General features: G+C 67.5%; 13 protein-coding genes. 6 read left to right on the top strand and 7 right to left on the bottom strand.

The window, feature by feature from the left end; all coding sequences use genetic code 11:
• Positions 1–72: 72 nt before the first annotated feature.
• Positions 73–1542 carry a CCA tRNA nucleotidyltransferase gene (locus HDA41_RS19990; protein ID WP_184985785.1) on the top strand — a complete coding sequence of 490 codons (1470 nt, stop codon included), beginning with the start codon at positions 73–75 and terminating at the stop codon, positions 1540–1542.
• 98 nt (positions 1543–1640) lie between these two features.
• Here the strand turns inward: HDA41_RS19990 and HDA41_RS19985 are convergent, their stop codons facing one another.
• The 4 genes from HDA41_RS19985 to HDA41_RS19970 form a co-directional block, all read right to left on the bottom strand.
• Complete coding sequence (locus tag HDA41_RS19985; protein WP_184985783.1) at positions 1641–2150, bottom strand: LppU/SCO3897 family protein; 510 nt, start codon at positions 2148–2150, stop codon at positions 1641–1643.
• Positions 2151–2274: 124 nt separating this feature from the next.
• On the bottom strand, positions 2275–3537 hold the full coding sequence (locus HDA41_RS19980; protein WP_184985781.1) for an MFS transporter: 1263 nt from the start codon (positions 3535–3537) through the stop codon (positions 2275–2277).
• 89 nt (positions 3538–3626) lie between these two features.
• Positions 3627–4709, bottom strand: coding sequence for an inositol-3-phosphate synthase (locus HDA41_RS19975; RefSeq protein WP_184985779.1), 1083 nt, complete (start codon positions 4707–4709; stop codon positions 3627–3629).
• A 44-nt stretch (positions 4710–4753) separates the two neighbouring features.
• Entirely contained in the window at positions 4754–5428 is a 675-nt protein-coding gene (locus tag HDA41_RS19970; protein WP_184985777.1) for a PadR family transcriptional regulator, read from the bottom strand.
• 390 nt (positions 5429–5818) lie between these two features.
• Here HDA41_RS19970 and HDA41_RS19965 point away from each other — a divergent pair, with 390 nt between their 5' ends.
• Positions 5819–8461 (top strand): transglycosylase domain-containing protein, encoded by a 2643-nt coding sequence (locus HDA41_RS19965; protein WP_230299487.1) that lies wholly within the window; start codon positions 5819–5821, stop codon positions 8459–8461.
• 121 nt (positions 8462–8582) lie between these two features.
• Positions 8583–10094, top strand: coding sequence for a glycosyltransferase family 87 protein (locus tag HDA41_RS19960; protein ID WP_184993568.1), 1512 nt, complete (start codon positions 8583–8585; stop codon positions 10092–10094).
• Between the two features lie 78 nt (positions 10095–10172).
• Here the strand turns inward: HDA41_RS19960 and HDA41_RS19955 are convergent, their stop codons facing one another.
• From HDA41_RS19955 to HDA41_RS19945, 3 genes are all read right to left on the bottom strand, one after another.
• Positions 10173–11204: an alanine racemase gene (locus HDA41_RS19955; RefSeq protein WP_184985776.1), complete on the bottom strand. Its 1032-nt coding sequence runs from the start codon at positions 11202–11204 to the stop codon at positions 10173–10175.
• Between the two features lie 65 nt (positions 11205–11269).
• On the bottom strand, positions 11270–12391 hold the full coding sequence (gene femX / locus HDA41_RS19950; protein WP_086599146.1) for a peptidoglycan bridge formation glycyltransferase FemX: 1122 nt from the start codon (positions 12389–12391) through the stop codon (positions 11270–11272).
• Between the two features lie 165 nt (positions 12392–12556).
• Positions 12557–12874, bottom strand: coding sequence for a hypothetical protein (locus tag HDA41_RS19945; RefSeq protein ID WP_184985775.1), 318 nt, complete (start codon positions 12872–12874; stop codon positions 12557–12559).
• Positions 12875–13148: 274 nt separating this feature from the next.
• On the opposite strand from HDA41_RS19945, the gene rpsF reads away from it, so the two are divergent.
• The 3 genes from rpsF (at position 13149) to rpsR (ending at position 14382) form a co-directional block, all read left to right on the top strand.
• Entirely contained in the window at positions 13149–13439 is a 291-nt protein-coding gene (gene rpsF, locus HDA41_RS19940; protein WP_030847098.1) for a 30S ribosomal protein S6, read from the top strand.
• Positions 13440–13510: 71 nt separating this feature from the next.
• Positions 13511–14101 carry a single-stranded DNA-binding protein gene (locus HDA41_RS19935; protein WP_184985774.1) on the top strand — a complete coding sequence of 197 codons (591 nt, stop codon included), beginning with the start codon at positions 13511–13513 and terminating at the stop codon, positions 14099–14101.
• Positions 14102–14145: 44 nt separating this feature from the next.
• Positions 14146–14382, top strand: coding sequence for a 30S ribosomal protein S18 (gene rpsR / locus HDA41_RS19930; RefSeq protein ID WP_003949403.1), 237 nt, complete (start codon positions 14146–14148; stop codon positions 14380–14382).
• Positions 14383–14395 lie beyond the last annotated feature (13 nt).

Below are 14395 nucleotides of genomic sequence, written 5' to 3'. Positions count from 1 at the left end.
GTATTGCCGGACGTGTCTGCATGCGCAATAGGGGGAGCTCGGGGACGCCCGGGCCACGTACCCTCTTCTGTTGTGCCGAACGTCAACGAAGAAACGCCCAGTGCCCTGAGTCAGGTGCAGCACCGTGCGGTGAGTGAACTGCTGCGGGTCGCTCCTGTCGCAGACGACCTCGCCCGCCGCTTCCAGGAGGCCGGGTTCTCACTTGCCCTGGTCGGCGGCTCGGTCCGGGACGCGCTGCTGGGTCGGCTCGGCAACGACCTGGACTTCACGACCGACGCCCGCCCCCAGGACGTACTCAAGATCGTGCGCCCGTGGGCGGACGCCGTCTGGGAGGTCGGGATCGCCTTCGGCACGGTCGGCGTCCAGAAGGACGCCCGTGTCGGAGACGCTGATCGACGCTTTCAGATCGAGGTGACCACCTACCGGTCGGAGGCGTACGACCGGACCTCGCGCAAGCCCGAGGTCTCGTACGGTGACTCCATCGAGGAGGACCTCGTCCGCCGCGACTTCACGGTGAACGCGATGGCCGTCGCGCTGCCGGAGAAGAAGTTCATCGATCCGCACGGCGGGCTCGAGGATCTCGCCTCGCGTGTGCTCTGTACTCCTGGCACCCCGGAGGAGTCCTTCTCGGACGACCCGCTGCGGATGATGCGGGCCGCGCGCTTCGCGGCTCAGCTCGACTTCGAGGTCGCCCCCGAGGTAGTCGCGGCGATGAACGAGATGGCCGGGCGTATCGGGATCGTCTCGGCCGAGCGGGTGCGGGACGAGCTGAACAAGCTGATCTTGTCGCCGCATCCGCGCAAGGGCCTGACGCTGCTCGTCGAGACAGGTCTCGCCGACCACGTCCTGCCCGAGCTGCCGGCCCTGCGCCTGGAGCGTGACGAGCACCACCGGCACAAGGACGTCTACGACCACTCGCTGATCGTCCTGGAGCAGGCGATGGCGCTGGAGGACGACGGTCCCGATCTGACCCTGCGCCTGGCCGCCCTGCTGCACGACATTGGCAAGCCCCGCACGCGTCGCTTCGAGAAGGACGGCCGGGTCTCGTTCCACCACCATGAGGTGGTCGGGGCGAAGATGACCAAGAAGCGCATGACCGCGTTGAAGTACTCCAACGAGCTGGTGAAGGACGTCTCACAGCTGGTCGAACTCCACCTGCGCTTCCACGGCTACGGCACCGGCGAGTGGACGGACTCGGCGGTACGCCGCTACGTCCGTGACGCAGGCCCGCTCCTCGATCGCCTCCACAAGCTGACCCGCTCGGACTGCACCACGCGCAACAAGCGCAAGGCGGCGGCCCTGGGGCGCGCGTACGACGGTCTGGAGGAGCGGATCGCCAAGCTTCAGGAGCAGGAGGAGCTGGACTCGATCCGTCCCGACCTCGACGGCAACCAGATCATGGAGATCCTCGGCGTCGGCCCCGGTCCGGTCATCGGTCGCGCGTACAAGCACATGCTGGAGCTGCGCCTGGAGAACGGGCGGATGGAGTATGACTCCGCGGTGGCCGCGCTCAAGGAGTGGTGGGCCGAGCAGGAGGGATGAGGCTGTCAATCGGGGCCATGTTTCACGTGAAACATGGCCCGGAAGGCGGACCGAGGGGCGGTGTTTCACGTGAAACACCGCCCCTCGGTCCGTCTGCCTTACTTCTTGTCCTTCAGGCAGAGCAGGAAGTCCTTGCCGTCACCGCTCTCGGTGTAGGTGTACTGGAAGTCCTTGGCTTCGGCCTCGCACTTGCTCGACGCCAGTGTCTGCGTGAGGTACGCGCCCTCGATCTTGGCCAGCACCACGTACTGAGCCTTCGTGTCGCTGCACTCGACGACCTCGAGGTCCGGGTTGTCGTCGTTGGTGCTGCCGCGGTGCATGCAGCTCCCGACGGCCGCCGTGTTGGCGTCGTCCCGGCTGGTTATGTAGCCGCCGATGGCAATGCTCGCCACCGCGATGACGATGGCGATGTTCTTGATGGTCTTGAAGCTGAGCTTGCGGCCGGTCGGCTGCGGCGGAACCGGCGCGAACGGAGCCGCACCCTGGGGCGGGAAGACAGGCTGGCCGGGCTGCTGGGGGTAGCCGCCCTGTGGCGGATACGGAGCCTGGGGCTGACCCGCGGGCTGGCCCTGTGCGAACGGGTTGCCCTGGGGCGGCGGAGTGGTCACTTGGGGGTCCCCCTAGAACATGTGTGAGTGACGCGAACATGTCGCGAGATAAGACCCACGTAAGTTACCGGTCCCCACTGGCGCGGCAGTAGCCGGTTGTGGCTCTGTGTCATTGACGTGACACTTACTGGCGATCAAACCGGCCCATAATCACAGCTACTGTCGCGTAGATAACGGCGATCGTGATCACCAGCGGCACGGATCGGCCGTCCGGCGGCAGCATCAGGGCGGCGACGGCGGCGGCACCGACGAAAGCGACGTTGAAAAGGACGTCGTAGACCGAGAAGATCCGGCCACGGAAGCCGTCCTCGACCGAGGACTGGACGATCGTGTCCGTGGCGATCTTCGCGCCCTGAGTGGTGAGACCCAGGACGAAGGCGGCGGCCAGCAGAGGGGCAGTGGCGAACGGCAGCCCGAGAGCGGGCTCCAGCAGCGCGGTGGCCCCCGCGCAGACGACGATCCAGCGGGTCGGCCCGATCCGTCCGGCGGTCCAGGGCGTCACCACGGCCGCCGCGAAGAAGCCGGCGCCGGACAAGCCCAACGCCAGCCCGAGCAGGGTGAGTCCGTCGTCCGTGGTCGTGGTGAGCGCGTACCGGCAGAGCATCAGCAGCATGACCAGGAGTGCGCCGTAGCAGAAGCGCATCAGCGCCATCGCCGCGAGCGCCCAGGCCGCTTCCCGGCGCGGCGGCGCGGCCAGGTGACGTACACCTGCCACCAGGTCGCGAACGGTGCCTGTGAGAGCCGTGCCGATCCGCTCGCGCACCAAGGTCCGGTCGGGGCCGAGGAGTTCCCGCGCCATGCTGAGCGACGCCAGGGCGGCGCACAGATACAGCACGGCCCCCACGAGCACCACGGCGGCATCGGAGTCGGCCACCACCAGGCGGACGGCGAAGGCGATACCGCCGCCCGCTGTCGCCGCCAGCGTCCCGGCAGTCGGGGAGAGGGAGTTGGCGATGACGAGGCGCTCGGCGTCGACGACGCGGGGCAGGGCGGCGGACAGGCCGGAGAGGACGAAACGGTTGACGGCGGTGACGCACAGGGCGGAGACGTAGAAGAGCCAGTCCGGAGCCGGACTGAGTATCAGCAGGGCCGTGGCGGAGGCCAGCACGGCACGCAGCAGGCTGCCGTACAGCAGGACCTGGCGGCGCCGCCAGCGGTCCAGCAGGACACCGGCGAAGGGGCCGACGAGGGAGTACGGGAGCAGCAGCACGGCCATCGCGGAGGCGACCGCGGCTGCCGAGGTCTGCTTCTCCGGCGAGAAGACCACGTACGCGGCGAGCGCGACCTGGTAGACGCCGTCGGCACCCTGGGAGAGCAGGCGCACGCCGAGCAGGCGCCTGAAGCCCTGGAAGCGCAACAGGACACGCAGGTCACGGACGACGGCCATGGGGCACAGCCTCACATACGGAGAAGATCCCCGGGTCGTACGACCCGGGGACCCTCACAGCCCTGGCAGGAGCGACTGGTTGCGGCGCCTCAGCGCTCGACCTCACCCTTGATGAACTTCTCGACGTTCTCGCGGGCCTCGTCGTCGTAGTACTGGACGGGCGGAGACTTCATGAAGTAGCTCGACGCGGAGAGCACGGGACCGCCGATGCCGCGGTCCTTGGCGATCTTCGCGGCGCGCAGGGCGTCGATGATGACGCCGGCGGAGTTCGGGGAGTCCCAGACCTCCAGCTTGTACTCCAGATTCAGCGGGACGTCACCGAACGCGCGGCCCTCCAGGCGGACGTACGCCCACTTGCGGTCGTCCAGCCAGGCCACGTAGTCGGACGGGCCGATGTGGACGTTGTCCGCGCCCATGTCGCGGTCGCGGATCTGGGAGGTGACGGCCTGCGTCTTGGAGATCTTCTTCGACTCGAGGCGGTCGCGCTCGAGCATGTTCTTGAAGTCCATGTTGCCGCCGACGTTCAGCTGCATCGTGCGGTCCAGGACGACGCCCCGGTCCTCGAACAGCTTCGCCATGACACGGTGCGTGATGGTGGCGCCGACCTGGGACTTGATGTCGTCGCCGACGATCGGGACGCCCGCCTCGGTGAACTTGTCCGCCCACTCCTTGGTGCCGGCGATGAAGACCGGCAGGGCGTTGACGAAGGCGACCTTGGCGTCGATGGCGCACTGGGCGTAGAACTTCGCCGCGTCCTCGGAACCGACAGGCAGGTAGCAGACGAGGACGTCGACCTGCTTGTCCTTGAGGACCTGTACGACGTCGACCGGCTCCTCGGCGGACTCCTCGATGGTCTCGCGGTAGTACTTGCCGAGGCCGTCGAGGGTGCGGCCGCGCTGGACCGTCACACCGGTGCTGGGTACGTCGCAGATCTTGATGGTGTTGTTCTCGGAGGCGCCGATGGCGTCCGCCAGGTCGAGACCGACCTTCTTGGCGTCCACGTCGAACGCGGCGACGAACTCGATGTCGCTGACGTGGTAGTCGCCGAACTGGACGTGCATCAGGCCCGGCACCTTGGCCGCCGGGTCGGCGTCCTTGTAGTACTCGACTCCCTGCACCAACGATGCGGCGCAGTTGCCCACACCGACGATGGCTACGCGAACCGAACCCATTCCGGTTGCTCCCTGTGTGTACGAGTGAGGCCCTCAGCGGGCTCTCACGTGGCGGTGTCGTCGGGCGTATCCGGACGGGGGTCGTCCCCCGGCCGGGGCAGGCCGCCCGACGCTCCAGATGTGGTGTCACGCGAACCGGGCTCCCCCGGGGCGGAACCCTTCAGGTCCCGTCCCGCCCGCTCGCTCTCGATGAGCTCGTTCAGCCAGCGCACTTCGCGCTCCACGGACTCCATCCCGTGGCGCTGGAGCTCAAGCGTGTAGTCGTCGAGGCGCTCCCGCGTCCGGGCCAGGGAGAGGCGCATCTTCTCCAGGCGCTCTTCCAGCCGGCTGCGGCGGCCCTCCAGCACGCGCATGCGCACATCGCGTGAGGTTTGCCCGAAGAAAGCGAAACGGGCGGCGAATGTCTCGTCCTCGTACGCTTCGGGCCCGGTCTGGGAGAGCAGCTGCTCGAAGTGCTCCTTACCCTCCGTCGTCAGCCGGTAGACGATCTTGGCGCGGCGGCCGGTGAGGGGAGCGGCCTCGGTGTCGTTCCCTGGCTCCTCGATCAGCCAGCCGTTGGCGACCAGTGTCTTGAGGCAGGGGTAGAGCGTCCCGTAGCTGAACGCACGGAACACGCCCAGTGACGTGTTGAGTCGTTTGCGCAGCTCATAGCCGTGCATCGGAGATTCGCGGAGCAGGCCGAGTACGGCGAACTCGAGGATCCCGGAACGCCGGCTCATCGTCGCCTCCTCTCTGCCGCGGTACCCGATGTCTCGGTCCGATGTGTCGAGCTGATGTATCGACTCGATACATCACGACGATAGAACGGCCTTCCGGATGCGACAAGAGGGGGTCTGGTGAACGGGATCACATCACCGGTTCATCGGACGCGAGTTGCCTGATTTGAGGCGAACTTCGGGCTCGGCGGGTTTTGGCGGTGCGTAGTCTGTGCGCCATGCACATCACCGGGAACCAAGTGACGCCTGAGAGCGTCGTCGTCTTCGGTGTAGTACGGGTGCATGCGGGACCGATGAATGCGGAGCCGACCGCATCCGTACTTCGGGGGGACCGGAAACCAGCCGCCGTTTCCAGGCGCGCAAGGGTGCGCCTGCCCGAGGAGTAGTCGTTCGATGAGCGAGCACCGTCGCAAACCGCCGCAGCCGCAGGGAGGCGGACGTGCCGCGGCCCGACGCGGCCAGTCCGGTTCGTCCTCCGGCCGCCGCGCGGCCCCGCGAGGCGCCACCGGGTCTCCGTCCGACTCCTATGGGTCGGACTCGTACGACTCGGGGGGTGAGGAGCGTCCGTACGGCGGCCGTGCAGAGGCCCGGCGTGCGGCGCAGAGAAGCACCGGAGGCAGCCGCCGCAGAGCGGCCGAACCGAGCCGTGGCGGCCGGCGCGCCACCCCCGCCGGGCCTGCCGGTCCCGGGCGGGGCCGAGGGCGCGCGGCTGCCGTCTACGACAAGAAGCGGCTGATCGACTATCCGCGGGCCGGCAAGTACGGCTGGCAGCGCTGGCTGCCGTCCTGGAAGCTCGTCTCCGGTCTGTGCATCGGCTTCTTCGGCAGCCTGGTGGCCGTGGCGGGCATCGGGTACGCCATGGTGGGCGTCCCCAACGAGGAGAACGCGGCGGCCCTGTCGCAGAACAACGTCTACTACTGGTCCAACGGCCAGCAGATGGTGGCCACGGGCAGCGGCCAGAACCGGCAGAACGTCACGATCGACCGGATCCCCAAGGAAATGCGGCAGGCGGTGATCTCCGCCGAGAACAAGACCTTCTACAAGGACTCGGGCGTCGACCCCATGGGCATCGCCCGCGCCTTGGCGAACATGGCCCGGGGCGGCGACACCCAGGGCGGCTCGACGATCACCCAGCAGTTCGTCAAGAACACCTACTTGAGCCAGGAACAGACGATCACTCGTAAGTTCAAGGAGATGTTCATCTCGATCAAGGTGGGCACGAAGCTCAAGAAGGACCAGATCCTCCAGGGGTACCTCAACACCTCGTACTACGGGCGTGGCGCCTACGGCATCCAGGCCGCCGCCCAGACGTACTACGGCAAGGATGCGGAAGATCTCGACGCGAGCGAGTGCGCCTTCCTCGCCGCGCTACTCAAGGGCCCGACGTACTACGACCCCGAGGGCAACCCAGGTATCGACGAGTCAGCGTCCGCCGACGCCAACCGCAAGCGCTCGGAGACGCGCTGGCGCTGGATCCTCGAGCAGATGCACAACGACAAGCAGCTCTCGGACACCGACTACCAGAAGGCGATCAGCGAGTACCCCGAGCCCCAGGGCCGCAAGGCGACCAAGGGCATGACCGGCCAGATCAGCTACCTGGTGGACACGGCCAAGAAGTACGTCCTGAACCACTCCAACATCACGGAGCAGCAGTTCGACCAGGGCGGCTACCAGATCAAGACGACCTTCGAGAAGAGCAAGGTCGAGGCGCTGGCCAAGGCCGTCAAGAAGGTCGAGGACGAAAAGCTGGATCCGGAGAAGCGTGAGCTGGACAAGCACGTCCAGTTCGGCGCGGCGTCGGTGAAGCCCAACGACGGTGCGATCGTCGCGCTCTACGGCGGTGCGGGCTACGAGAAGGGCCACTTCAACAACAACGCGGACACCTCGGGTGTCCCCGTCGGGTCGACGTGGAAGCCGTTCGTGCTCGCCGCCGCGATGGAGTACGGCACCTATCGGAGCGACGGTCCTCTCTCGCCGCTCAGCAAGTACAACGGCAACGATCACCTCAAGGTCAAGAACAACGACGGTTCCTACGTCCTGAAGAAGGACAACACGCCGTTCTTCCAGGAGAACGAGAGCGACCACCCGTGGGGCTACATCACCTTGCGCAAGGCGATGGAGCAGTCCGTGAACACCCCGTTCGTCCAGCTCGGCATGGACGTCGGGATGAGGAACGTGCGGGACGTGGCCGAGAAGTCCGGCATCCTGGACGCCAGTTTCGCCACCCTCAATCCGTCGTTCGCGCTCGGTACGTCGACCCCCAGCGCGATCCGCATGGCCGACGCCTACGCGACGTTCGCCGCTGCCGGCAAGCAGGCCGCCCCGTACTCGGTGACCAGCGTCAAGTTCAACGGGCAGGAAGTACAAGGCTTCAAAAAGCCGCGGATCACGCGGGCGATGCCCGAGAACGTGGCCCACAACGTCACGGACGTTCTGAAGAACGTCATCCAGAACGGTACGGGTAAGAACGCGCTGGCCCTGGGCCGTACGGCGGCCGGCAAGACCGGTACGACGGACGAGAACAAGTCGGCCTGGTTCGTCGGCTACACCCAGCAGCTGTCGACCTCGGTCGCGATGTTCCGTGAGGACCCCAAGAGCGCCAAGCTGCTCTCCATGAACGGCACGGCGGGTGAGGAGTCCATCCATGGTGGTGACACTCCCACCCAGGTGTGGACCGAGTACATGAAGGCCGCGCTGAAGGGCAAGCCCGACCTCGGTTTCCCGGAGGCCGAGACGATCGGTGAGGTCCAGGACGCGCTGGGTGCTCCGTCGCCGACTCCCACCCCGAGCATCACGCCCAGCGAAACCCCGTCCTCGTCGCCGAGCGCCACGCCCAGCGAGACCCCGACGTCTCCGTCGCCGTCGCCGAGTGACACCTGTGGGTTCTTCGGGTGTGAGAACGACGGCGGTACGGAGAACGGCGGAGGTACAGGCGGAGACGTGACGCCCTCGCCCTTGCCAAGCGATACCAGCGAGACCGGCGGCAACACCAGAGGCAACGGCAACGGAGGCATCTTCGGAGGCCCCACCGGATAGCCGTCTGATCGCCCGGCTTGGGTGTTTCACGTGAAACGCGAAGGCGTTTCACGTGAAACATGGGCCGCCGCACCTACCCGGTGCGGCGGCCCTCGGCGTATTGATAGACGCGTACGGCAGGATGTGCGGCATGCCCAGTGCAGAATCGACGCGAGCGAGCGTCCACGAGCCGGAGCCGGTGCAGCCGACCCACGAGGACAAGGTCGCCGCGGCCGGCAGTGAGCTGATCGGCGGCCCGCTCGGGCGGCGTGCCCTGCTCGGGGCGTCCTGGTGGACTCCCGTGCGGGTGATCGCGCTGGTGGCGATCGGGATGTTCGCCCTCGGCCTGGTCCAGAAGGCGCCCTGCTACAACGGCGCCTGGTTCTTCGGTGCCAGCTCCCAGTACACACACGCGTGCTACTCGGACATCCCCCACCTCTACCAGGGGCGTGGCTTCGCTGACGGGCTCGTGCCGTACTTCGACAGGCTCCCCGGCGACATGCAGTACCTGGAGTACCCGGTGCTCACCGGCGTCTTCATGGAGGTCGCCTCCTGGCTCACGCCCGGCAGCGGCACCATCCAGGACCAGGAGCAGTGGTACTGGATGGTCAACGCCGGGATGCTGATGGTGTGCGCGTCCGTCATCGCCGTCTGTGTGACCCGCACCCATGCCCGGCGTCCCTGGGACGGCCTCCTGGTTGCCCTGGCGCCTGCCGCCGCGCTGACGGCAACCATCAACTGGGACCTGCTGGCGGTCGCCCTGACAGCCGCGGCGATGCTGATGTGGTCGCGCGGCCGCTCCCTCGCCTTCGGGGTCCTGCTGGGACTCGCCACGGCCGCCAAGCTCTATCCCTTCCTGATCCTCGGACCGCTGCTGGTGCTGTGCTGGCGCGCGGGCAAGTGGCGTGACTTCGGGACGGCTCTGGGTGGTGCGATCATCGCCTGGGTCGTCGTGAACGGACCGGTGATGCTCTTCGCGTTCGAGGGCTGGTCGAAGTTCTACACGTTCAGCCAGGAACGGGGCGTCGACTTCGGCTCGTTCTGGCTGATCATGGCCCAGAACTCGGACAATCCGCTCAGCACCGACACCGTCAACACGCTCGCCACGTTGCTCATGCTGGTGTGCTGCGCGGGTGTCGCGGTGCTCGCGCTGACCGCTCCGCGCCGCCCGCGGTTCGCCCAGCTGGCCTTTCTGATCGTCGCGGCGTTCATCCTCACCAACAAGGTCTACTCGCCGCAGTACGTTCTGTGGCTGGTGCCCCTGGCGGCCCTGGCCCGGCCGAAGTGGCGGGACTTCCTGATCTGGCAGGCCTGCGAGGTGGCCTACTTCCTGGGGATCTGGATGTACCTCGCGTACACGACGAGCGGAGACGCCCACAAGGGACTGCCCACGGACGGCTATCACTGGGCCATCGGCCTGCACCTGCTGGGCACGCTGTATCTCTGCGTCGTGGTCGTGCGCGACATCCTGATGCCGGAGCGAGATCCCGTCCGCCGGTCCGGGGACGACGATCCCTCGGGCGGAGTGCTCGACGGCGCGGAGGACGTCTTCGCGCTCGGTCCCGCGGCCCGTCCGGCCCGGCACGCGGCCACGCAGTTCGACGGGCCTCAGGTCGAGTGGGGCAGGCCGGACGCGACCGGCGGTTCGCTCTGAGCGAACGCCGTGAAAGGCCGTACACGAGAACCGTGTACGGCCTTCTTGCTGCGCCGGGCGGGTCGGTGAGTGCGCCGGTCAGCGGTCCACGATCCGGTCGAACTGCGTGGTGGTGTGCCGCAGATGGGCCACCAGCTCCTCGCCGACCTTCGGCTCCGGCGCGTCTGCGGGCACGAACAGGATCGAGACCTGCATGTGCGGCGGCTCGGCGAACCAGCGCTGCTTGCCGCCCCAGACGAAGGGAGAAAGGTTCCGGTTGACCGTCGCGAGGCCGGCCCGGGCGACGCCCTTGGCACGCGGCATGACGCCGTGCAGCGCCTTGGGAGCCTCCAGGCCCACCCCGTGCGACGTACCGCCCGCCACGACCACCAGGAAGCCGTCGGAGGCCGCCTTCTGCTGGCGGTAGCCGAAGCGCTCGCCCTTGGTCACGCGCGTGACGTCCAGGACCGCGCCGCGGTACTCGGTGGCCTCGTGGTCCCCCAGCCACAGGCGCGTGCCGATGCGGGCCCGGAACCGCGTCTGCGGGAACTGCTGCTGGAGCCGGGCGAGATCCTCGGCCTTGAGGTGGCTGACGAACATGGTGTGGAGCGGCAGCCGGGCGGCGCGCAGCCGGTCCATCCAGCCGATGACCTCCTCGACCGCGTCCGAGCCGTCGGTGCGGTCCAGCGGCAGGTGGATCGCGAAGCCTTCCAGACGGACGTTCTCGATGGCGGCGTGCAGCTGGGGCAGATCCTGCTCACCGATGCCGTGCCGCTTCATCGAGGACATCACCTCGATCACCACACGGGCACCGACGAGGCCGTACACGCCGTCTATCGACGACACGGAGCGGATGACCCGGTCCGGCAGGGGCACGGGCTCCTCGCCGCGCCGGTACGGCGTCAGCACCAGCAGGTCACCGCCGAACCAGTCCTTGATCCGGGCGGCCTCGTACGTCGTGCCGACGGCGAGGACGTCCGAGCCCAGCCGCGTGGCCTCCTCCGCCAGCCGCTCGTGCCCGAAGCCGTAGCCGTTGCCCTTGCAGACCGGCACGAGGCCGGGGAACTGCTCCTGCACGTGCTTGTGGTGCGCCCGCCAGCGCGCGGTGTCGACGTAGAGCGTGAGCGCCATGGCCGGACCTGGAACCTTTCTCGTGGTTGCCGTGTATCAGAGGTATGGAAGCACTGAGCGTGAGATCAGCGGCGCGACATGTAGATGTCGAGCGCCTTGTGCAGCAGCTTGTTCAGCGGGAAGTCCCACTCGCCGAGGTACTCGGCGGCCTGGCCGCCCGTACCCACCTTGAACTGGATCAGACCGAAGAGGTGGTCGGTCTCGTCCAGCGAGTCGGAGATACCACGCAGGTCGTAGACGGTGGCGCCGAGCGCGTAGGCGTCGCGCAGCATCCGCCACTGCATCGCGTTCGAGGGCCGGACCTCACGGCCGATGTTGTCGGAGGCGCCGTAGGAGTACCAGACGTGTCCGCCGACGATCAGCATCGTCGCCGCAGAGAGGTTCACGCCGTTGTGCCGGGCGAAGTACAACCGCATGCGGTTGGGGTCCTCGCTGTTGAGGGCCGTCCACATGCGCTGGAAGTACGACAGCGGGCGCGGCCGGAAGTGGTCGCGCACGGCCGTGATCTCGTACAGCCGCTGCCATTCCTCGAGGTCCTGGTAGCCGCCCTGGACGACCTCGACACCGGCCTTCTCGGCCTTCTTGATGTTGCGGCGCCACAGCTGGTTGAAGTTCTTGTGGACCTCTTCCAGCGAGCGGTTGGCCAGCGGCACCTGGAAGACGTAGCGGGGCTGGACGTCGCCGAAGCCGGCGCCACCGTCCTCGCCCTGCTGCCACCCCATGCGGCGCAGCTTGTCGGCGACCTCGAAGGCGCGCGGCTCGATGTGGTCGGCCTCGATGTCGCGCAGCCGCTTCACGTCGGGGTTCTGGATGCCTTGCTTGATGGAGGTGGCCTCCCAGCGCCGGATGACCACCGGCGGGCCCATCTTCACCGAGAAGGCGCCCTGCTGCTTCAGGTGCGCCAGCATCGGCTCGATCCACTCCTGGAGATTCGGCGCGAACCAGTTGATGACCGGGCCTTCGGGCAGATAGGCGAGGTAGCGCTTGATCTTGGGAAGCTGCCGGTAGAGGACCAGACCGGCACCGACCAGCTCGCCCGTCCTGTCGTCGAACCATCCGAGGTTCTCGGAGCGCCACTCCGCCTTGACGTCAGCCCAGGCCGGGACCTGCATGTGGCTCGCCGACGGCAGGCTCTGGATGTAGGCCAGATGCTGCTCGCGACTGATGGTCCTCAGGGTCAGGCTCATTTCGGGGCGCTCCTCGGGCTGGTGTGTCCCCATAGGGTCAGGGGCTCCGGCTCTCGCGCGAAGCCTACTGCGCCTTGGATGCGCGCCGGTTGGGCGTACGGAACCTTCGCCCCGGCCCTGGACGGCCGGGGCGTCACCCGGTGTTCGGAAGGGGTGTGCCTGGCGTCAGTCGAAGAGACCGCCGAAGAGACCGCCGTGCGCCATGCCCAGGAAGAACCCGACGCCCGCGGCACCGAGGCCCAGGATCAGGCCGAAGCGCTCCCGGGTCGTCTCCGAGACCCACTGGCCGTACGCACCGGTGAGAATGCCCACCAGGCCGGTCCAGGAGCTGAGCAGATGCAGGTCCTCGTCGATGAGTGCCGTGATGAACGACGTGATGCCCAGCACCAGGGTCACCGCGAGCAGGGTGTCCTGAAGGGGGTGGGGCCTGCCGTCCGTGGCGAAGAGACCGCCGGCGGTGTTGGGTCGCAATGCCTGTGCCATAGGGCACCTCCTGCGAAAGTCGGCGCATCGTAGCGCCATACACACCCGATGTGTACAGATTGGCTGCCCTGACGGCCGGATTTCAACCGCAAGCCGCTGTGCGGGTACTCTGTACTGTCCGCACCGGTGTCTGCCCATGTCACGGCAGGGGCTTCTCCACAGAATCCCCGACTGTCAGTGGTGGCCGATACCGTTGCCTACGCATCACAACGCATCACAACCCTCCTGCCACGGAACGACCGTGGCCGCTGAGTCCAAAGGAGGTGGGTTCCACATGCGTCACTACGAGGTGATGGTCATCCTCGACCCCGAGGTCGAGGAGCGCGCTGTCTCTCCGTTGATCGAGAACTTCCTGTCTGTCGTCCGTGACGGCGGCGGAAAGGTCGAGAAGGTCGACACCTGGGGCCGTCGTCGTCTCGCGTACGAGATCAAGAAGAAGCCTGAGGGCATCTACTCGGTCATCGACCTGCAGGCCGAGCCTGCGGTCGTCAAGGAGCTCGACCGCCAGATGAACCTGAACGAGTCGGTCCTCCGGACCAAGGTCCTCCGTCCCGAGACCCACTGAGCTCTCACGCTCAGCTGATCCCGGGATTCGAGTAGCAAGCAGCCAGAGCAAACCCGCCGAGAGGTTCCCCCATGGCAGGCGAGACCGTCATCACGGTGGTCGGCAATCTTGTCGACGACCCCGAGCTGCGCTTCACCCCCTCCGGTGCGGCCGTCGCGAAGTTCCGTGTCGCGTCCACTCCCCGCACCTTCGACCGCCAGACGAACGAGTGGAAGGACGGCGAGAGCCTCTTCCTGACCTGCTCGGTCTGGCGTCAGGCGGCGGAGAACGTCGCCGAGTCGCTCCAGCGAGGCATGCGCGTCATCGTGCAGGGCCGGCTGAAGCAGCGGTCCTACGAGGACCGTGAGGGCGTCAAGCGCACGGTCTACGAGCTGGACGTCGAGGAAGTCGGCGCCAGCCTGCGCAATGCCACGGCCAAGGTCACCAAGACCACCGGCCGCGGTGGCCAGGGCGGTTACGGCGGCGGTGGCGGTGGCGCCCAGGGCGGCGGCGGCTGGGGCGGCGGCCCCGGTGGCGGCCAGCAGGGCGGCGGCGCTCCCGCCGACGACCCGTGGGCGACCGGCGCTCCCGCCGGTGGCAACCAGGGCGGTGGCGGCGGCTGGGGCGGTGGCTCCGGCGGCAGCGGCGGTGGCGGCGGCTACTCGGACGAGCCCCCCTTCTAGGGCGGGTTCGCACCCCAACTTCTTGATCACACAGGAGATACACCATGGCGAAGCCGCCTGTGCGCAAGCCGAAGAAGAAGGTCTGCGCTTTCTGCAAGGACAAGGTCACGTACGTGGACTACAAGGACACGAACATGCTGCGGAAGTTCATTTCCGACCGCGGCAAGATCCGTGCCCGCCGCGTGACCGGCAACTGCACGCAGCACCAGCGTGACGTCGCCACGGCCGTCAAGAACAGCCGTGAGATGGCGCTGCTGCCCTACACCTCCACCGCGCGATAAGGGAAGGGTGACC

It is taken from the genome of Streptomyces caelestis (genome assembly GCF_014205255.1).
GTDB classification, from domain to species: domain Bacteria; phylum Actinomycetota; class Actinomycetes; order Streptomycetales; family Streptomycetaceae; genus Streptomyces; species Streptomyces caelestis.
This window is presented reverse-complemented; position numbering and strand designations above follow the sequence as displayed.